Genomic DNA, 19807 nt, shown 5'->3' with positions numbered 1-19807 from the left:
CACGCGCCCCGCGCAGAACCCGACCCATCACGGCTCCAAGAGGTCTGCGGTCGCGCGCAGGATGGCGGCGATCGCCGCCATCCGACGGTCGGATGCCGCACCGCCGCGATCGGGCGCGGTGCCCGTGACCGGCGGGGTGCCCGTGAACGGCGCGGTGATCGCGGCCGCCGCCGTCGCGGCATCCGGTGCCGTCGCGCTCACCGAGCCGAGCAGGACGCGACCCCCGAGCACCTCCTCGCCGTGGAACTCGGGCGTCTGCCGCCGGTTGTCGCCGAACGCCGCGACGACCGAATTCAGGAACTCGAGGTTCGACACCGTGCCGACGCCGCGCCCGAGGTGCGGCAGCGCGTTGCGGGTGAAGTCGCCCTGTCCGCGCGACTCCCACGCGACCTCGCTCGCCTTGCAGGCGCTGAACAGGATCTCGCGGCGCACGCCGGCGGCGCGCGGAGCCGGGGGCGAGACCCGCTCCGCGGCGAGCACGCTCGCGACCGCCGCGGCACGCACTGGGTCGGGCTCGTCGCCGTCGCGCGTGCCGACCCCGACACCGCGGTCGGCGCGGTAGGCCTCCTCGTCGTCGCGGGTCAGCTCCACGGCGCGCGGAAGCGCATCGCCGATCGGCGCGAGGTCGACGTCGGGCTGCCGGTTGGCCGAGCCCGAGTGGCAGCTGTCGAAGAATGCCGTCAGGCTCACGCCCTCGGGAATGACGTCCCAGATCCGTGCAAGATCGTCGTCGATGATGAGGCGACCGTTCTGCCGGAAGTCGACGGGGCAGAGGGCTTCGTCTTTCGCATCGGGCTCCTCGGAGTCGAGATCGGGCGCGAACGTGCCGTGGCCCGAGTACTGCACGGCGAGCACGTCGCCGGGCACCGACTGGCTCACGAGTTCGAGGATGCCTCGGAGGATCTCGTCGCGGGTGGTCTTCGCAGGCTCCGTCAGTTCGGTGACCTCGAACCCCGCCGTCCGCAACGCCCCGGCCCACGCCTTCGCGTCGGGCACGCAGCCCTGCAGGCGGTCGCCGACATCGGGGTACTCGTTGATGCCGATGCAGAGGGCGCGGCGGGCGCTCGGAGTCCCGCCGGGCGCCGCCCCATCGGGCGGGGTACCGCCCGTCGATCGGGAACCCATCGCGCCGGACACGTTCGCCGCGTCCGCGGGCACGTCGACATACTGGGGCCACGGGGCCGCTGCACGCCCACGACCCTTCGGGAACGGCGTCACGTCGACGATGCCGGCCACACGTCGCGCGACGCTCTCCATGGTGGCGGGGTCGTTGTCGAAGTCCCCGTGCGCCGTGGCCGCGCTTCCAGTGCGGACACCGACCGCGGACGGCGCGAGGACGAGGTCGCCGGCGGCCGAGTCACCGCTGAAGAACGCTGCCAGCTCGGCGTCTCGCGTGAGGTACTTCGCCATGCCCAGGATGGGCGTGGCCTTCTGCGGCTCGAACGACGCCGAGACGAGATAGAGCAGCGACTTGTTGTAGATGCGCAGGCACGTGTCGTCCCGCTCGGCCTTGTCGGTCATCGTGAAGATGGCGACACGGCGGATCTTGCGGCTCTTCGCATGGGGGAGCAGCAGCTTCGAGAAGGTGTCGATGCGCACCGCGGGCGCGAGGAGGTTCAGCGACTCGATCTCGGGAACGTGCTCCTCGAGTGCCGCCGAGAGCAGGTGCGAGTGGAAGATCGAACCGGCGCTGTGCCCGACCGCGTGCACGACGATCTCACCCGGGTGCTCGGTCATCCACTTTCCGAGGGCCTTCACGAAGTAGCGTCCGCCACCACCGTCGACGGATGCCGCGGCGGCATCGATCTTCATGTCGCTCCAGATCCCGCCACCACCGAGCAGCCGAGCGGCGACCTCGAGGAACGTGTCCTTGGCCTCGTCGACCCAGCCGCGGCGACCGCCCGACGCCCAGCGCCGCAGGGCATCCCAGAGCGCGGGGCCGAGGCCGGTCTCCCAGACGAAGTGGATCGGATAGACGCCGTTCTCCTTCCACCAGTCGATCTGCTGCGCGGCGATCGCGAATCCCGCCTCCTTGTCGACGAGTCCGCCGTGCGCATACAGCACCACTGGGAGGGGACCGGGCTCATGGTCGGCCGCGAAGGCGGGGAGGTGCTCGTCGAAGATCGCGTCGATGTCGGCCGCAGTGGTGCGGAAGTCCGCGACCGAACGCGGTTCGGTGCGGCCGCCGTCGGCGAGCTTGCCGTCTTCGAGGGTGATCACATGCGGGCGGAGCGCCGCGAGTTCGTCGGCCGTGAGCTTCGGACCGCCTCGAGGCGCCTCGGGTGCGGCCGCGGTCGGCGGCGCCGGGGGAGCGGATGGGCTCGGCGGACGTGTGGTGGTCATGATCCTGGTCCTTCCGGTGTCGGTCGATCGACGAAGACGTGCGCGTGCGGATGCGCGTACACGGCGTAGGCGTGCTCCGAGAGATCGGCCTCCTTGCGGGCCGCGAGGCGGGCGATCCGGGTGGCGTCGGCGATCGTCGTGCCCGGCGCGGCGAGCGCGCGGTAGAACCCCTCGACGAAGGCGGAGGCGGGGTCGTCGCCGACCGCCCAGGAGCATCCGACGAAGGCGGCGGCGCCGCCGCGCAGGAATGCCTCGGGGAATCCGCCGAGCGCGGCCGGGCCGGAGGGCAGGCGGCCGATGTCGCATGCGTTCAGGAAGACGAACGGACCAGTGGCCGCGGCATCCGCTGCACCGACGTCGGGGAGGTCGTTGCGGAGCTCCCCGTCGGAGTAGCGGGCGCCTGGGACATCCACCGCCTCTCGGAAGCCGGCCAGCAGGAGCTCCTGGGCGGGCGGGATGACGGCGCTCCAGCGCCCGTGGCCAGCGAAGTGCAGCAGGTCGAAGCCGCTGTGCATGAGGGCTGCGATGCCTCCGGCGTCGTCGGGGTCGACGGTCGTCGCCTGGAACTCGTCCTCCATGAAGCGCCGTTCCTCCACCGCGTGGGTGAGGTGCAGTCGCCGCTCGACGTACATGGGGCAGACGTAGCGCGCCCGCGCTGGCTCGATGTGCAGCTCGGTCGGATGGGCGGTGTCGTACACCCACCGGGTGAGGCCGAAGCCGCTGAGGAAGCGCTCCTGGCCGTCGTCGGCGCCGGACGGCGGCACGAGGTGCACGATCTCCCAGGGGATGTCGAGCTCGCCGGTGGTCTGCACGATGAGCCCCTCGAGTTCGCCGGGCGCAGCCTCCCAGAGCAGGTCGAGCACGTCGGTGCTGAACAGGGCGCGAGCAAGTCCCATGCCGAGGTCGCGGAGTCGGCGGACGCCGTGTCGGCGGCGTTCGGCGACATCCCGGATGTCCCGGAGTTCAGCTCGGATCCCGGCGACCACCCGATACGTGCGGGCGATGAACGCCGCCTTGTCGGGCAGGGCCTTCGTGCACTCCCGCGTGATGCCCGCGACGGTGACGCGGATGCGGAGGGTGGAGTCGTTGCCCACGATCGACTCGTCGATGCGGATGCTCGGCAGTCGCACGAGCTCGGGGTCGGGGTCGACGACCTCGGCGTCGACCTCGTTGGCTTCGATCTCGTCGTCGCGGGCCCCCGCCGCCACGATGTCCGACGTGATCCGCAACGTCGCGATCGGCAGGTCCGCGTTCTGCCGCACTGCCAGCGACACCTCGCCCTTTCCGGTTCGCGGCGCGACGATCGTGAAGCGGTGCTCGGCGACCGCGTCGGCCGAGTCCGGCAGTCGCACTGCGACCGTGTCGGCCTCGCCGTCGGCCAGGCGGAATCCGCGCAGTGCGATGGTCACCGTGACGTCACGATCGGTATCGACCCGAATCGACTGCTCGGTGTGGCTGCTTCCTTCGGATGCCGCGAGCCGGCGCCTGCTGAGACGGAATCGCACCTCGACCGGCGTCTCGACGACGACGCGCTTCGGCATCTCGGCGTGCACGTGTGCGAGCGCTTCGTGGCCGTTGGCGGGCATCGCCTCCACCGGCGCCGCCTCGAGGGGTGGTGGTGCCATGGAAGGAGGGATGGATCGCGTCCTGGACGGCACCCGTCGCGGCTCGGGTTCCGCCGCGGCCTCCTCGGGCGGCGGCTCGGCTCCGGTCTCGGCGCGCTCCTCCTCGTCGAGGCGCACTCGGCTCGCGTCGTAGCGCTTCACCAGCTCCGTGGCATCCGCCTCGCTTCGGCACTCGAGCACGACGACGAGTGCCGTGCGCGACCCGAGGTTGAACGGCAGCTCGACCTCGTAGCGATCGCCCGCCCGCGTCGGTGCGAGCGAGCAGAGCAGGGTGCCGACACGCACGAACACGACCACCCGCCGCGGGTCGACGTCATCGGGCATGAAGAACATGAGCACCGGCGTGCCCTCTCCCGTGCCGACGACGCTCGCGCGCGCGAGTTCGGCGCCGCCGACCGGCGGAATCCATGCCTCATCGGGCAATCCGGGCTCCACGCGCAGCGGGCCCCGTGCCTCGATCCGGTCATCGCGAGCCGTCATCGTCGGGCCCCCGAATGCCCCATCCGCGTCTGCTGCAGCGCGCGATCATGGGTGATCCCCCTTGACTGCTTCGCCGACCGAACGACGCCCGGGCGGCGCTCACTTCCGTCAGCCGCAGCCTACGACCGCCGAGCACGGCGCCACCAGCGTTTCGGGCGGCGTTCAGGGCTGCCCCGGAGGGTCTGCCCTGAGAAGATGCGCCGCTCGCGGCATCCGGATTCGCGATTCGTCGCCCGCCGAGGGGCGACGTAGGCTGTATCGGTGAACCACCGCGGCCGGATGTACCTCTTCCTGGCCCTCGCCAACCTCTTCTGGGCCGGCAACTACGTCTTCGGCGAGATGGTCACGCGCGAGATCTCGCCGATCTCGTTGACGTTCTTCCGGTGGGCGTTCGCGGTGCTGCCCCTCATCGCGCTCGCGTGGCTGATCGAGCGGCCCGACTGGCGTGAGGCATGGCGGGAGTGGAGGCTGCACCTGCTGCAGTCGCTGCTCGGCCTGACCGGGTACACGCTGCTGCTCTATGCGGCGCTCGGACTCACCGGTGCGGTGAACGCGGCGGTCATCAGCGCGATCAATCCGGCCACGATCGCCCTCGGTGCGGCCATCTTCCTGCACGAGCGGCTGAACCGGCTGCAGGCGCTCGGCATCGCCGTGGCGTTCGTCGGCGTCTCGATCGTGCTCACCGGCGGCGACCTCGGACAGCTCGTCGAGCAGGGCTTCGGCGTCGGCGACCTGCTCGTCATCGGCTCGGTGCTCGCCTGGACCGTGTACTCGCTCATCTCGCGACGCCTCGTGACGCCGCCGATCACCGCGACCTCGGTGCAGGCGGTGTTCGCGGTCGTCACGATGCTGCCGCTCATCGCGTTCACCGGCGTCTCGCTGCCCTCGTCGGCCGCTGGCGTGGTCGGGCTCGCCTACATCGTGGTGTTCCCGTCGATGGCCGGCTACGCGCTCTGGAACATCGGCGCATCACGGGTGGGCCCGGCACGTGCCGGCATCTTCCTGAACCTGCTGCCCGTGTTCACGGTGCTCATCGCCATCGCGTTCGGCGCCACGGTCGACCCGCCCGCCGCCATCGGCGGCGCGATCGTCATCGCGGGCGTCTACTTGACGCTGCACCAGCCGCGATCGAAGGTCGGCCCGACGGATGCCGCCGCGGGCCTGGCGGTACGATAGACGCCCGTGGCACTCACCATCGGAATCGTCGGACTCCCGAACGTCGGCAAGTCGACCCTCTTCAACGCCCTGACCAAGAACCAGGTGCTCGCGGCGAACTACCCGTTCGCGACGATCGAGCCGAACATCGGCGTGGTGAACCTTCCCGACCCGCGGCTCGAGAAGCTGGCCGAGATCTTCGGGTCCGAGCGCATCCTGCCCGCGGCGGTGTCCTTCGTCGATATCGCGGGCATCGTGCGCGGTGCGTCGGAGGGTGAGGGGCTCGGCAACAAGTTCCTCGCGAACATCCGCGAGGCCGACGCGATCGCTCAGGTCGTGCGCGGATTCGAGGACTCCGACGTCGCGCACGTCGAAGGCAGGATCGACCCGAAGGCCGACATGGAGACGATCAACGCCGAGCTGATCCTCGCCGACCTCGAGACCCTCGAGCGCGCCATCGCGCGGTACGAGAAGGAGGTCAAGGGCAGGAAGCTCGACCCCTCGGTGCTGGCCGCTGCGGTGGAGGCGCAGGACGTGCTGCAGCGGGCGACTCCGCTCAGTGCGTCATCCGTCGATCTCACGCCCATCCGCGAACTCGGCCTGCTCACCGCGAAGCCGTTCATCTACGTCTTCAACGTCGACGAGGCGACGCTGACGGATGCCGCGCGCAGGGCGGAGCTCGCAGCGCTCGTCGCGCCGGCAGAGGCCGTCTTCCTCGACGCCAAGATCGAGTCGGAGCTCATCGACCTCGACGCCGCGGATGCCGCGGAGCTCCTCGCGTCGACCGGACAGGACGAGTCGGGTCTCGACCAGCTCGCCCGCGTGGGCTTCGACACGCTCGGCCTGCAGACCTACCTGACCGCCGGGCCCAAGGAGTCGCGCGCCTGGACGATCCACAAGGGGTGGAAGGCACCTCAGGCGGCCGGCGTGATCCACACCGACTTCGAGAAGGGGTTCATCAAGGCGGAGGTCATCTCGTTCGACGACCTCGTGGCCGCCGGATCGGTCGCGGAGGCCCGGGCGAAGGGCAAGGCCCGCATGGAAGGCAAGGACTACGTCATGCAGGACGGCGACGTGGTCGAGTTCCGCTTCAACGTGTAGCAGGGCACCCTGCCGCGCGACGCCGGCTCAGTCGACCGGCGTGTCGGGCGTGCCCTCCGAGCGCAGGCGGGGTTCGATGCGCAGGTGCGGTCGCACACCGGCTTTGTCGGCGTAGAAGGCGCGGATGCGGTCCATGTCGGCGGCCACGTCGCCGGTCAGCTCGAAAGTCGGGCCGAGGCCGGTGGTCATCGTGGTCCGGTCGACGTAGCCGAGCGTGACCGGCATTCCGGCCTCCTGGGCGATGCGATAGAAGCCCGACTTCCAGTACTGGTGCGCACCGCGCGTGCCGTCGGGCGTCACGACGAGACCGAACACCTCGCCGGCCCGGACGCGCTCGACGACCTCTGCGACGACTCGGCCCGCATCGGAACGGTCGACCGGAATACCTCCCAGTGCCCGCATGATCGGCTCGCGCCATCCGGCGAACAGGCTCTTCTTGCCGAGCCAGCGCACGTCGACGTCGAGCCGCCAGGCGATGGCGAGCATGAGCACGAAGTCCCAGTTGGACGTGTGCGGCGCACCGACGAGGACGGTGGGACGGTCGGGCGCCGGTTCGCTGACGAGGCGCCAACGACTGCAGGCCCAGTAGACGCGGGAAACGAGTCGTCGGAGCATCCGGCAACCGTACGTCATGTCGCATGTCCGCAGCCGTATGCGCCTACCGGAGCTCGGGGGCTCTCCATCGCACGACGTTCCGATCCGAGGGGGGATGCCGCAGCAGCGACGCGGTGCGCGCGAATTCCGCTCCACCGCGGACCTGTTCCCCTACACTGCGAAGAGCGGACCGCGGGGAGGCGTTCGCGAGCGGAGGGGGGCCCGCTGTGCATCCAAGGACGCGAATGCATGCCGTCGCCATCGGGGCGGTCGCCGTCTTCGTCTTCGGCACGACCAGTCCTGCCCTGGCAGCGGAGGTCGTCCCGGAGCCCTCGACGGTGTCCGTGTCGGGCCGGAGTCCCGAGCCCCTGCGCGCGAGCGAGCCCGAGGGGCAGCCGGAATCAGGTCCGTACTCCGAGCCGGAACCGGTGCCCGAGCCGGCACCTGCGACTGAGTCGTTGCCCGGGCCGGAGCCGTCTGCCGAACCCGAGACGGCAGAACCTGAGCCGGCGCCGCTCGACCGCACCGTGGACCGCGCCAAGGCTCTCGCGCCGACGGCGCTCATGGCCGCGGAAAGCGTCATCACTCCGTTCGAACCGGGCGTGCATCGCCTCGCCGGAGCCGACCGCTTCGAGACGGCGGTCGCGATCTCGCAACGGTTCTCCCCCGGAGTCCCGGTGCTGTATGTCGCAACGGGCGCCGACTTCCCCGACGCGCTGTCCGCGGCGGCTGCGGCGGCGCATCACGGTGGGCCGCTGCTCCTGACGCAGGCTGAGGCCCTTCCCGCCGTGGTGCGGACCGAGATCACGCGGCTCGCGCCGCAGCGCGTCATCATCGCCGGCGGCGAAGGCGTCGTCGGCGCCGGAGTTCAGGCGGAACTCGCGGCGTTGCTGCCCGGCATCAGCATCGACCGCCTCGGGGGAGCCGACCGTTTCGAGACGGCTCGACTCCTGGTGGACGAGGCCTTCTCCACGGTCACCGAGGCCTTCATCGCAACCGGCCGGGACTTCCCCGACGCGCTCGCGGCGTCGGCCGCAGCCGGCCGGCTGGGTGCGCCGGTGTACCTCGTCGACGGGCTCTCACCATCGCTTCGACCAGGGACGGTCGAAGCCTTAGCTGCACTGGGTGCCTGGACCGTGCGGATCGCGGGAGGCAGCGGCGCCGTCAGCGCGGCCATCGAGCAGGAGCTCGCCGCCAACGGGTTCGCGGTCCTCCGCCACGAGGGGCTCGATCGCTTCCAGACGGCGGCGGCGATCAATGCCGCCGTGTTCGGCGGGACGAAGCCGACGAGTGCGTTCCTCGCGACCGGTGGCGATTTCGCCGATGCGCTCGCCGGCGCGGCCCTGGCCGGCGGGTTGCTCGCACCGTTGTACCTCACCCGAACCGCGTGCATTCCGCATCCCGTGTCGCTCGCGCTCAATGAACTGGCTCCGCCGGCGCGGGTCATTCTGGGCGGATCCGCCGTGGTCGGCGAAGAGGTCGCCGCCGGCACGGCGTGCGCGATCGGGTGGGCGAAGCCGGCGACGGGTCGGATCACCGGCGCGTTCGGTCCGCGAGACCCGATCTGCACGCCGGGCGGCTGCTCGCAGTCGTTCCACCGGGGTGTCGACATCGGAACCGGGTGCTGGGCGCCGATCTACGCTGCTTCCGCAGGACGCGTCAGCACGGCCGGTCCGGTCGGAACGTACGGGAACTTCATCAAGATCGCCCACGGTTCGGGCATCGACACCGGATACGCCCACCTGGTCGACGGCGGCATCCTCGTGAGCGTCGGCCGACAGGTCGCAGCCGGGGAGCAGATCGGATGGTCGGGGGCGACCGGTGCCGCGACCGGGTGCCATCTTCACTTCGAGGTCTACGAGGGCGGGACGCAGATCGACCCAGTGCCGTTCATGTCCGCGCGGGGGGTCACGCTCGGCTGAGCCGGTCGGACGCCGCAGGAGCGCGAGGCGGCCCCGTCTTGCGACGCAACCTCCTGCTCCGTGCAAGACTCGCGGCAGCGGCGACACATTCTCGATGTGAGGACTCCGAGCGCCGCAGTTGACGTCGACCCGAACCAGGAGGTGGCGATGGCCGACGGCGCCGACGCGGCATCCGGCAATGCCGACGACCTGGCGTGGTTCACCGAGGTCGTGCGCGAGCACTCGACCGCCCTCGTGCGGTACTTCGCCCGCCGCGGCCCGCGGCAGGATGCCGAGGACCTCGCCGCCGACGTCTTCGCGACCGCCTGGCGCCGTCGAGACGACGTCCCGCGCCACGCCGTGCTGCCGTGGCTCTACCGCACGGCGGGCTTCACGCTCGCCAACCATCGACGCAAGCTCGTCGACCTTCCCGTCGGCGAGGTGCCCGATGCGGGCACGGTGCGCGTGGCCGACGACCCCGAACTGAGCGCGCTCTTCGATGCCGAGCTCCGGGGGGCACTCGCCAGCGTCGGGGAGCGCGACCGTCGCATCCTCCTGCTCCACGCGTGGGAAGGCCTCGACGGCGACGAACTCGCGGTGGTCCTCGGCATCTCCAGGTCGGGGGCGGATGCCGCGCTGTCGCGAGCGCGCAAGCGCCTCCGTGACGCGTGGGGCGAGCGACTCTCGTTCTGACGCAATCGGTCGCCGCGGGGATGCAAGGTCTGCGGCGGATGACACACATCCATGAGTGAACGGATGTCACGGAGGGTGATCGACATGACCGACCGGAACGACGACGAGCTCGACCCCGTCGAGCGCCTTCGCGCCGCCGACCCCGCCGCCGGGCTGGAACCACGCGCGGGCTTCACCGACGACGTCGTGGCGAGGGTCACCACCGAGGCCGCCGACGCGCCGGCCGTGGCATCCGCCGCCGTCACCGACCTCGCCGCAGAGCGTGCCCGCCGCCGCAACCGCTGGCTGACGGTCGCCGCCGTCGCGGCATCCATGCTGGTCGTCGGCGGTGCCGGCTACGCGGTCGGCGCGACGAACACCGGCTCGACGACCGTCGCAGGCGGTGCGGCGCCGCCCATCTCGCTCGAGTCCGGCGTCGGCACGGCTCCGACCGAGATGGGCGTGCCCGAGACGGACGCGTCCGCCGTGGCTCCGCAGAGCAGGGCGACCCCGGGGTTCGGCAGCGACCGCATTTTGCCGTACGCCTGGGGACGCAACGTCTTCCACGCGTCCGGACTCTCGACCGAGGATGGCACCGCGCCCGCCTACGCGTACGATGCGCGATCCGCATCTAACGCCGAGAACGTCGGTGCGCTCGCCGCAGCGCTCGGTCTTACGGGTACGCCCGAGTTGAAGGACGGCGGCTGGGCCGTGGGCCCGCAGGACGGCACCGCGGCATCCCTCTGGGTCACGCTCGACGGCACGCTCGGATTCTCCTATTGGGATCCGCAGCACGATCCGTGGCGGTGCGCGCCCGACGCGACCGCCTGCGAGCCGACCGGCACGGCACCGACCGAGGTTGCGGCCATCGACGCCATGCGCTCGCTCGTCTCGGCCTCCGGACGCGACGCGGACGCCTTCGAGTACACTTCCGAGGTCTACGAGGGCTCGCTGACGCGCACCGTGCAGGCCTGGCCGCTGATCGACGGGCAGCGCACCGATCAGGGCTGGTACCTCGAACTCGCGGAGGGCGGCGTGCTCAACGCCTCGGGCTCGCTCGCCGCCACCGTGTCGCTCGGCGACTACCCGATCGTGAGCGAGCAGGAGGCGTTCGAGCGCCTGTCCGATCCCCGCTTCGGACCCCAGGTGACCGCCATGCCGTTCTCGGCGCAGCAGGCGCCCATGGAGTTCGGCACCGCCGGTGAGCCGCCGGCCGCACCGACGGGTGGCACGGCGCTCTCGTGGCCGGTGAACGAGGTCGAGATCGTCGAGGCACGACTCGGGCTGGCGACCCACTGGCAGGTCACCGGAGGCGTGCTGCTCGTGCCGGCCTACGAGTTCACGGATGCCGCGGGCGGCACCTGGTCGGTCATCGCCCTCGCCGACTCCATGCTCGACTTCGGCACCCAGTAGCGGCGCGGCCTCGCGCTCGGCGGGCTGGTGGCGCGGCTCGCCCCGTGGAAGGCTGGCGCCATGCCGGAATCACCAGAGGTCGAGGCGCTCGCCGAGGAACTCGGTGACCGCTTGACCGGCCGCAGCCTCACGGGGGTCGACGTCGTCGAGTTCAGGACGACGAAGACCCGTGCCCGTCCTCCCGAGAGCCTCCTTGCGGCATCCGTCGCCGGAGCCACGCGGCACGGCAAGCTCGTCGACGTGGCGTTCGGCCCCGACACCCATCTGGTGATCTCGCTCGGCCGGCACGGATGGGCGCGATGGGGAGGCGCTGACGACGCCGGCCGCGAGGAGGACCAACCGCCGGCGCTGGTGATCCTCGAGTTCGACGACGGATCATCGCTGGAACTCACTGACGCGGGCGATTGGGTGTCGTTGGGCCTCTGGGTCGTCGATGATCCCGGGGAAGTGCCGGCCGTCGCCAAGCTCGGTCCCGATCCGGCAAGGCCTGCGTTCTCCCGTGCGGAATTCGACCGTGCGGTGGCCGGGCGACGCAAGCAGGTGAAGGCCGTTCTGCAAGACCAGGAATCGCTCGCCGGCATCGGGAACGCCTATTCCGACGAGATCCTCCACACGGCGAAGATCTCACCCGTGCGTCGTGCAGCCGATCTGGCGCCGGAAGAACTCGACCGGCTCTTCGAGGCCACGGTCGACGTCATCACCGGGGCGGTTGCGGCTCAGCGGGGCGTGACCCTCGCTGAGCTCAAGGACGCCAAGGTCGCGGCCATGCGCGTGCACGGTCGTGCGGGGGAGGCCTGCCCGGTCTGCGGTGACACGATCCGCGACTTCTCGTTCGCGAGCACGACGGCGCAGTACTGTCCGACCTGCCAGACCCACGGCGAGGAGCTTCCGCTGAAGTCGTGAGCCATTCCATCTCGTGGGTCGCGACCCTCAGGACTCGTAGTGCGCGAGCCAGCTCGTGAGCACGCGCTCGAGCGTCGCGGCATCCATCGGTGAGATCGCCTCGTCGATGAGACGGCGCTCATTCGCGAGATGCGCCGTGACCGCGTCGTCGATCAGTGCACGCCCCTTGGTGGTCAGTGCGATGACGCGTCCGCGTCCGTCGACGTCGCTCTGACGACGGCTCACCAGCCCGCGCGTCTCGAGGCGGTCGATGCGCTTCGTCATCGCGCCGGTCGTCACCATCGTGGAGTCGGCGAGGTCGCTCGGGGTGCGCTCGAACGGGTCACCACCGCGGCGGAGGGTCGCGAGCACGTCGAAGTCGCCCTCGGAGAGGTCGAAGGTGCGGTAGACGGCGACGAGGTCCTCGGTGAGGTGGTTCGCCAGGCGGTGGAGGCGCCCGATGACGCCCTGTGGAGCGAGGTCGAGATCTGGGCGTTCGCGTGCCCATTCGGCCATGATCTGGGCGACGCGGTCGGTCGGGGCATCCATGGCTGTACTCTATCTTCCACGGAAGCTACAATGTCTTCCGTGGAAGCTACATTGAGATGGAGTCTCATCGTCGCGATCGCGCCGATCGCGTGGGGCAGCACCTACTTCGTGACGAGGGAGTTCCTGCCCCCCGACGCGCCGCTGTGGGGCGCGGTGATTCGCGCACTGCCGGCGGGCCTGCTCCTGCTCGCCGTCCGGCGAGAACGGCCGAGGGGCGCGTGGTGGTGGCGCTCACTCGTCCTCGGTGCGCTGAACATGGGGGCGTTCTTCGCCCTCGTCTACGTGGCGGCGCAACTGCTGCCGACGAGCATCGCGTCGACGATCATGGCCACCTCGCCGATCGTCATGATGGTGTTCGCCTGGCTGCTGGTCTCGGAGCGGCTCCGTGCGCTGTCGCTCACCGGAGCGGTCATCGGCCTCGCCGGGGTCGTGCTGATGCTCGTGACGGGCGAGGCATCCATCGACGTCTGGGGCGTGGTCGCGTCGCTGGGCGCGATGTCGATGTCGTCGCTCGGCTACATCCTCGCGAAGCGGTGGAGCGGGGTCGACGTGCTGTCCCTCACCTCGTGGCAGCTCATCGCGGGCGGTGCGATGCTCGTGCCCGCCGCGATCGTCTGGGAGGGTGGGCCGCCACTGCTCGACGCGCCGGCCGTCGTGGCGTTCGCGTACATCAGCATCGTCGCCACGGCGCTCGCGTTCGTCGCCTGGTTCAGCGGGCTCCGTCACCTCGACGCGGGCACCGTCGGACTCATCGGACTGTTGAATCCCGTGACGGGGGTGCTGCTCGGCGTCTTCATCGGCGGCGAAGTGCTCGCACCGCAGCAGCTCGTCGGCCTGGCACTGGTGTTCACCGGAATCCTCTTGGGCCAGCCCCTGATCGGGCGCGCCCTCGCGACCCGGCGCCCGGGTCGCGCCGCCGTCGGAGCGGGCACGCTCGTGCGGGCGGATCAGCCGATGGTGCCCATGCGCGCCGGCCGCCCGGCCAACTTGTCGTGAAGCGCCGCCTCATCGGACACGAACCACACCTGGGTACCGCGATTCGATTCCCAGACGTAGTCGCGGAGGGCGTCGCTCTCGGCGACGTACGCGCTGATGTCGCCCACGATCGCGACGCGCAGCCGGTAGTTCACGAACTTCTGGGTCATCTCGCCGGCGACCCCTGAACTGAGGTCGAAGAAGGCGGGGTCGAGCCGTGCGGCGGGGATGGCGATGAGCTCGGCCCGGTTGGCCCACGCACTGCCGATCAGGTCTGACGTGTCGTCCGACGTGACGATGGCGGGTCCGTGCGGGGGCACGTGGAGGATTCGGGTCGCGTGCTCGTCGGTCTGCATGGCACGACCATACCCTGCCGGCATGACGCCGGCCGCGGCCGGCAGGAGCGGGGTGGCGAACCCCGGCGGAGGTCGAAGCGCACATCGTCGTGCCCCTCATTCGAACGCTGTGTGCGCCGGGGTTCGCAGCCGGGATCATGGGGTCGACAGGGCGCCAACGTCTTCGTCAACACCTCGGGCCCTCATGCGCGGCCGACGCCAGCCTACCCTCATCCGGGGGGCCGATGGCTGAGAAGTTGCTCACATGTGGGCAGGGGGTGAGAGCATGGCAGCGTGCCCGAGTTGCCCGAGGTCGATGCGCTCGTGGGGTTCCTCCGCGAACGAGCGGTGGGTCGTGCCGTCTCGTCGGCCACCGTCGCGGCGATCTCGGCCCTGAAGACGTTCGACCCCCCGTTGCAGGCGCTCGTCGGCAACACGATCGATGCGGCATCGCGCCATGGCAAGTTCGTCGACCTCGAGGTCGGAGGCCTGCACCTCGTGTTCCACCTCGCCCGTGCCGGGTGGCTCCGCTGGTACGACGAGCTTCCGAAGACGGTGGTCAAGCCCGGCAAGTCGCCGATCGCGCTGCGTGTACGTCTCGATGACGGCTCGGGGTTCGACCTCACCGAGGCCGGCACCAAGAAGTCGCTGGCGGTCTACGTCGTGCGCGACGTCTCCGAGGTGCCGGGCATCGCCCGCCTCGGGCCCGATCCGACGGCGCCCGACTTCAGCCTCGACGACTTCGCCGCCATACTCGCCGGTCGTCGCACGCAGATCAAGGGACTCCTGCGCGACCAGTCGGTGTTCGCCGGTGTCGGAAACGCCTACTCCGACGAGATCCTGCACAACGCACGGATGTCGCCGTATATCCTCGCCGCGAAGCTCACGCCCGACCAGGTCGAGCGGCTCTACCATGCGATGCGCGACACCCTCGCCGACGCGGTCGACGCCGCGGCGGGGCGACCGCCCGACGAGCTGAAAGACGGCAAGCGCAGCCGCATGCAGGTGCACGGCCGCACCGGCGAGGCATGCCCGGTGTGCGGCGACACGGTGCGCGAGGTCATCTTCGCCGACTCCACCTTCCAGTACTGCCCCACGTGTCAGACGGGCGGCAAGCCGCTGGCCGATCGCGTGCTGTCGCGGTTGCTGAAGTAACGACCCAGACGGCCGGTGTCGGATGCCGTCGACCGCGTGGCCTCGCCCCGCACCGCCGCCCGCGTGTTCGATCGATCAGATTCGCCGGCCCGTTCCGGTATCGCCGCGCGTCGGGTCGACCGGAGGATTGGGGTTGCCATCGGTCCTGGCGTCGCCGTCGTCACGCACGCCGTCGCGGTCGTGGTCGCGAGTGGGCTCGCGGTCGTCACGCATGCCGTCACCATCGCGATCTCGCGCGACCTCGCGGTCGTCGCGCACGCCGTTCCGATCGGCGTCGTAGCCCGTCGTGGAGGCCGCCGTCGTGGCACGGTCGTCGCGGTCGTTCCTGTTCCCGTTCAGATCGGGGTCGACCTCGTCGGCCTTGCGCATGCGCTCGGCCGCCTCATCTCGAAGCTGCTGTGCGCTGGACTGGTGGGTGGCGGCTTCCTGCGCCAGTCGCTCGGACTCGAGCCGGGCCTGCATGGCATCGGCCTCCGCCTGCTTCGCGCCGGCCTGAGCCTGCTGCGCTGCCGCCGCGACGCGTGCCGCCTCGGCCTCGCGCTCCCGCCGGGCGACATCCGACTCGTAGGCGTTCTGCCGGAGCTCGGCGGCCTTCTGCCGCTCGGACTCGAGATGCGCCTCCTGGCGCCGCCGGCGGGTCGTGAGCCACACGACGACCGCGATGATCGCGATGACGACGATGATGCCGACGATGATCCAGATGATGGTGCTGGTATCCACAGGGAATCCGCCTCCTCGGTCGAGTCGGCACCAGCAAACTCCCATGAGACGAATGTCCGCAACGGCTTGCCAAACGTCTTGGAGTGCGGAATCATCCGGCATCCATCCGAGCTGCTGCGAGCGGTTGCGCTGCGCTGCGCCGCTGATTGTCGATACGATGCCCTGATGCCCGTCGGCCCACCTCGGCAGCTCGTCGCCCGCCTTCGTGCCGCGGGTTGCGTCTTCGCCGAGGAGGAGGCGGCGCTGCTCATGGCAGCCGCCCGGGGCTCCGCTGCGAGCCTCGAGGCCCTCGTCGTGCGTCGCGTGGCCGGCGAACCGCTCGAGCAGGTCCTCGGCTGGGCCGATTTCGCGGGACATCGCATCCTGCTGGAGCCCGGCGTGTTCGTGCCGCGGCGCCGCACCGAGGCACTGGCGAAAGAGACGGTGCGCCTCACTCGCGAGGCGGCGCGGCCGGATCACGTACCCGTCGTCGTGGATCTCTGCTGCGGATCCGGTGCCATCGGAGTCGTCGTCGCGGCCGCCATGCCGTGCGAGCTCGTTGCCGCCGACATCGACCCCGCCGCGGTCCGCGCGGCCAGCCGCAACCTCGGGCGATACGGCGCCCGCGTCGTGCAGGGCGACCTCTACGGCGCGCTCCCCGGCGACCTGCGTGGCCGCATCGACGTGCTCGCCGCCAACGCCCCGTACGTTCCGACCGACGAGATCTCGATGATGCCGGCGGAGGCGCGCGACCACGAGTCCCGGATCGCCCTCGACGGTGGCACCGACGGCCTCGACATGCATCGCCGCATCGCTGCATCGGCTCGCTCCTGGCTGGCTCCCGGCGGCCGGCTCCTCATCGAGACGAGCGTGAGCCAGGCTCCGGCGACCGCCGCATTCATGGCCGACAGCGGCCTCGAGCCGCGTGTGCTGCGTGATGACGACGTCGACGGCACCGTCGTCATCGGCACCGGCTGAGCACCCCGTGGCGGGGCGCGCTCGGATTCAGTCGTCGGCGTCCAGATCGCCGTCATCGGCCTTGGCACGCGCCATCTCGAGGATCGCCTGCACCTCGGCATCCGTCGTCTGGGTGAAATCGACGTAGTGCATGCCCACCGCCATGAAGCCCGACGGCACCGACAGGCAGATCACCTCGTCGACCTCGGGCATCGCCTCGAGCTCCGCCAAGCTCTCGGGTGAGCTCACCGGCATCGCGAGCACCACGGATGCCGCGCCCAGCTCACGCGCGACCATGGCGGCGACCCGAGCCGTCGCTCCTGTCGCCACGCCGTCGTCGACGACCACGGCGGTGCGGTCGCGCAGGTCGACGGGAGCTGCATCCCCGCGGAAGCGTGCCGATCTGGCGTCGAGTTCCGATCGCTCGCGCGCCTCGACGCGCGCGAGGTCGCGTTTCGATACTCCGCCCGACCGGAGCACGTCGTCATTGAGTACGCGCGCGCCGTGCTCGCCGATCGCGCCCATCGCGACCTCGGGTTGCCGAGGGAGACCGAGCTTGCGCACCACGAGCACGTCGAGCGGAGCGCCCAGCGCGCGAGCGACCTCGGCGGCGACGGGGACGCCCCCGCGCGGGAGGCCGAGTACCACCGGGTCGTCGAACTCGCGCCCCTCGAGCGCCCGTGCGAGCTGGCGTCCGGCGTCGCGTCGATCCCTGAACCGTTCCATGTCACCGGTCGGATGACGCCGGCCCAGGCATCACCGCGGCGTCCGCTGCCGTCGTCTCGTCGACGGGATTCGTGTGGATGATCGTCATGGCGGCACCTCGATCTCGTGCTCCGAGTCGTCTCATGCTCCCACCGCACCCACGCGGGCACCACCCCCGCGGGACGTAGCGTGCGGTTCCCAGGCAGTCAACCCCTATGCACCGAGTTCGAGCGCCGCATACCGTGGTGTTCACACGACGCGACGCCGAGTCTGCGGCTCCGTCGAACGGGCGCCTGTGCGACGACTGAGGGGTCGACGCCAGGGCGGGGGAGCGGGTCGGATGGCTGGGGGCCATCCGACCCGCATCACGCATCCACTCCATATACCGAGCGAAATTCGCGTATCGCGACCCGTCGCCTAGGATTGAGGACATCCTTCCCCCTCTGACCGGGGGAACCCGTTCAGACAGGGAATCGGCGGCGCCACGGCGACTGCCGGGCATTGGAGTGTCCGTGGGGCGTCACAGTATCAAGGCTCCGGCAAGGCTGCCGAGCCGTGCACTCGTCTTGTCGATCATCGCGGCCGTCGCGGTGGTCGGCGTCGTCGCATCCGGAGTCTTCCTCTGGGTCGGCGGCCACCTCAACCCGCTCTTCGCGGCTGCGGAGTCGGGCTGCGCCGACGAGCAGCGGATCGTCGTCATCGCCGACACCTCGATCGCCCCCGCCCTCACCGACATCGCCGAGGAGTTCGACGCCGAATCCGAGGCGTGCGTCAGCACCGAGATCAAGTCGCAGGACTCGGCCGACACCGCTGCCGTCCTCGCATCCGGCGGTGTCGACGCCGACGCCTGGATCCCCGAGTCGAGCGTGTGGACCGACCGGATGGCGGCCACCGCGGCCTCGCTCGGCCAGAACACCCCCGAGCTCGAGGTCGGCGAGCCGATCGCCACGAGCCCGGTCGTGTTCGCCGCTGCGGCCACCAACGCTGCCGCGATCGCGTCGGAGCCGGTCACCTGGACGCGCGTGCTCGGCGGCGCACTGCCCACGATCCTGCCCAACCCCGAGGCTTCGTCGGCGAGCCTTGCGGGCCTCCTCGCGCTGCGAGGGCACTCATCGCCAGATGACCCGCGACAATTCGCTGGTGCGATGATCGAGCTCGGCAAGTCGATTCCCGCATCCACGAGTGCGGCGTTCGGGGCGCTGGGCGCGTCAGCCCAGCCCAGCGTCGTCATCACGACCGAGGCCCAGGTCGCCGCGTACAACCTCGACGAGCCCGCCGAGACCCTCGTCGCCGCCTATCCCGCCGACGGCACCGTGCTGCTGGATTACCCGTTCGTGCGGCTTCCGGTGCGTGCCGATGCCGACGCGGAGGGCGAGCAAGCCTCCGATGAGGCCGAGGGCGCCGACCCCGCGCAGACTCGAGCCGACCTGCTTGCTGCGTTCGAGGAGGCCGCCCGCGCCAGCACCGAGCGACTCGCCGCCGCCGGATTCCGCGGAGCCGATGGCACCGGGACCGTGGAGGTGCCCGGGCTCGCGACGAACGCCCCGGCCGGCGCCGCGGCCGAGCTCGACAGCGCCGCGCAGCTCGAGATCCTGCGAGCGTGGGCGGTGCTCACACTGCGATCCCGCATGCTCGCCGTGGTCGACGTGTCGGGGTCGATGGAGGAGCCCAGCGAGAGCGGCCTCCGTCGTATCGACATCTTCCAGCAGGCGGCCGTCGGCGCCATGCAGAAGTTCTCGGGCGAGGTGGAGCTCGGCATGTGGGTCTTCTCCACCGCGCGAAACGGCGACCTCGACTACGAGGAACTGGTGCCGATCGCGCCGCTCGCCGATCAGACGCACACCCAGCACCTCGTCGGAGCCATCCAGTCGCTGCCCGACCGCCTGGGCGGTGCCACGGGCCTGTACGACACGACGTTGGCCGCCGTGCAGCGCGTGCGTGAGACCTACGACCCCGACATGGTGAACTCGGTGCTGCTCATCACCGACGGCCGCAACGAGGATGAGAACGGCATCGATCTCGAGACGCTCCTGGCCGAACTCGCGAAGATGGACGACCCCGCGAAGCCGGTGCCCGTGATCATGATCGGGTTCGGCCCCGACACCGACCTCGACGCGATGCAGCGCATCGCACACGCCACGAAGGGTGGCGCGTACTCGGCGTCGAAGCCCGAGGACCTCGGCAACGTGCTGGTCGACGCGCTCTCGCAGCGCACCTGTCGACCGAACTGCGGCTGAGCCGAGGGCGGTGCCCGCAGATCTCTCCG

The 19807-nt window shown here is 70.6% G+C and carries 18 protein-coding genes; 10 read left to right on the top strand and 8 right to left on the bottom strand.

Annotated features, from left to right (window positions below; all coding sequences use genetic code 11):
- Positions 1-27: 27 nt before the first annotated feature.
- Entirely contained in the window at positions 28-2343 is a 2316-nt protein-coding gene (locus HUS56_RS16590; protein ID WP_173924484.1) for a caspase family protein, read from the bottom strand.
- The gene (locus HUS56_RS16585) at positions 2340-4448 is read right to left on the bottom strand and encodes a CHAT domain-containing protein (RefSeq protein ID WP_173924483.1); all 2109 of its coding nucleotides are present in this window, start codon (positions 4446-4448) and stop codon (positions 2340-2342) included. The genes HUS56_RS16590 and HUS56_RS16585 overlap by 4 nt, the downstream gene beginning before the upstream one ends.
- Positions 4449-4709: 261 nt before the next feature.
- Here HUS56_RS16585 and HUS56_RS16580 point away from each other — a divergent pair, with 261 nt between their 5' ends.
- Entirely contained in the window at positions 4710-5624 is a 915-nt protein-coding gene (locus tag HUS56_RS16580; RefSeq protein WP_173924482.1) for a DMT family transporter, read from the top strand.
- 6 nt (positions 5625-5630) lie between these two features.
- Entirely contained in the window at positions 5631-6704 is a 1074-nt protein-coding gene (gene ychF / locus HUS56_RS16575; protein WP_173924481.1) for a redox-regulated ATPase YchF, read from the top strand.
- Positions 6705-6731: 27 nt separating this feature from the next.
- On the opposite strand, the gene HUS56_RS16570 is transcribed toward ychF, so the two are convergent.
- Positions 6732-7319, bottom strand: a complete 588-nt coding sequence (locus HUS56_RS16570; RefSeq protein ID WP_173924480.1) for a 1-acyl-sn-glycerol-3-phosphate acyltransferase — start codon at positions 7317-7319, stop codon at positions 6732-6734.
- Between the two features lie 224 nt (positions 7320-7543).
- Here HUS56_RS16570 and HUS56_RS16565 point away from each other — a divergent pair, with 224 nt between their 5' ends.
- From HUS56_RS16565 to HUS56_RS16550, 4 genes are all read left to right on the top strand, one after another.
- Positions 7544-9220 carry a cell wall-binding repeat-containing protein gene (locus HUS56_RS16565; protein WP_173924479.1) on the top strand — a complete coding sequence of 559 codons (1677 nt, stop codon included), beginning with the start codon at positions 7544-7546 and terminating at the stop codon, positions 9218-9220.
- A 96-nt stretch (positions 9221-9316) separates the two neighbouring features.
- Positions 9317-9892, top strand: coding sequence for an RNA polymerase sigma factor (locus tag HUS56_RS16560; RefSeq protein WP_254431501.1), 576 nt, complete (start codon positions 9317-9319; stop codon positions 9890-9892).
- An 84-nt stretch (positions 9893-9976) separates the two neighbouring features.
- Complete coding sequence (locus tag HUS56_RS16555) at positions 9977-11284, top strand: hypothetical protein (RefSeq protein ID WP_173924478.1); 1308 nt, start codon at positions 9977-9979, stop codon at positions 11282-11284.
- Between the two features lie 60 nt (positions 11285-11344).
- Positions 11345-12187: an Fpg/Nei family DNA glycosylase gene (locus HUS56_RS16550; protein ID WP_173924477.1), complete on the top strand. Its 843-nt coding sequence runs from the start codon at positions 11345-11347 to the stop codon at positions 12185-12187.
- A 27-nt stretch (positions 12188-12214) separates the two neighbouring features.
- Here HUS56_RS16550 and HUS56_RS16545 read toward each other — a convergent pair whose 3' ends face one another.
- Positions 12215-12715 carry a MarR family winged helix-turn-helix transcriptional regulator gene (locus HUS56_RS16545; protein WP_173924476.1) on the bottom strand — a complete coding sequence of 167 codons (501 nt, stop codon included), beginning with the start codon at positions 12713-12715 and terminating at the stop codon, positions 12215-12217.
- A gap of 30 nt (positions 12716-12745) precedes the next feature.
- Here HUS56_RS16545 and HUS56_RS16540 point away from each other — a divergent pair, with 30 nt between their 5' ends.
- Positions 12746-13711, top strand: coding sequence for a DMT family transporter (locus tag HUS56_RS16540; RefSeq protein ID WP_173924475.1), 966 nt, complete (start codon positions 12746-12748; stop codon positions 13709-13711).
- On the opposite strand, the gene HUS56_RS16535 is transcribed toward HUS56_RS16540, so the two are convergent.
- Positions 13663-14046, bottom strand: a complete 384-nt coding sequence (locus HUS56_RS16535) for a DUF4180 domain-containing protein (RefSeq protein WP_173924474.1) — start codon at positions 14044-14046, stop codon at positions 13663-13665. The genes HUS56_RS16540 and HUS56_RS16535 overlap by 49 nt on opposite strands.
- A 273-nt stretch (positions 14047-14319) precedes the next feature.
- Here HUS56_RS16535 and HUS56_RS16530 point away from each other — a divergent pair, with 273 nt between their 5' ends.
- Positions 14320-15180: an Fpg/Nei family DNA glycosylase gene (locus HUS56_RS16530; RefSeq protein WP_173924473.1), complete on the top strand. Its 861-nt coding sequence runs from the start codon at positions 14320-14322 to the stop codon at positions 15178-15180.
- A 75-nt stretch (positions 15181-15255) separates the two neighbouring features.
- On the opposite strand, the gene HUS56_RS16525 is transcribed toward HUS56_RS16530, so the two are convergent.
- On the bottom strand, positions 15256-15900 hold the full coding sequence (locus HUS56_RS16525; protein WP_173924472.1) for a hypothetical protein: 645 nt from the start codon (positions 15898-15900) through the stop codon (positions 15256-15258).
- Positions 15901-16065: 165 nt separating this feature from the next.
- Between HUS56_RS16525 and HUS56_RS16520 the strand changes: the two genes are divergently transcribed.
- On the top strand, positions 16066-16857 hold the full coding sequence (locus HUS56_RS16520; protein ID WP_173924471.1) for a putative protein N(5)-glutamine methyltransferase: 792 nt from the start codon (positions 16066-16068) through the stop codon (positions 16855-16857).
- Between the two features lie 27 nt (positions 16858-16884).
- Here the strand turns inward: HUS56_RS16520 and HUS56_RS16515 are convergent, their stop codons facing one another.
- On the bottom strand, positions 16885-17562 hold the full coding sequence (locus HUS56_RS16515) for a phosphoribosyltransferase (protein WP_173924470.1): 678 nt from the start codon (positions 17560-17562) through the stop codon (positions 16885-16887).
- A gap of 1 nt (position 17563) precedes the next feature.
- Positions 17564-17686: a hypothetical protein gene (locus tag HUS56_RS17450; RefSeq protein WP_256368822.1), complete on the bottom strand. Its 123-nt coding sequence runs from the start codon at positions 17684-17686 to the stop codon at positions 17564-17566.
- 367 nt (positions 17687-18053) lie between these two features.
- Between HUS56_RS17450 and HUS56_RS16510 the strand changes: the two genes are divergently transcribed.
- Positions 18054-19778, top strand: a complete 1725-nt coding sequence (locus HUS56_RS16510; protein ID WP_173924469.1) for a VWA domain-containing protein — start codon at positions 18054-18056, stop codon at positions 19776-19778.
- Positions 19779-19807 lie beyond the last annotated feature (29 nt).

Origin of the sequence: Agromyces sp. Marseille-P2726 (assembly GCF_902809835.1) — a bacterium.
GTDB lineage: Bacteria > Actinomycetota > Actinomycetes > Actinomycetales > Microbacteriaceae > Agromyces.
This window is presented reverse-complemented; position numbering and strand designations above follow the sequence as displayed.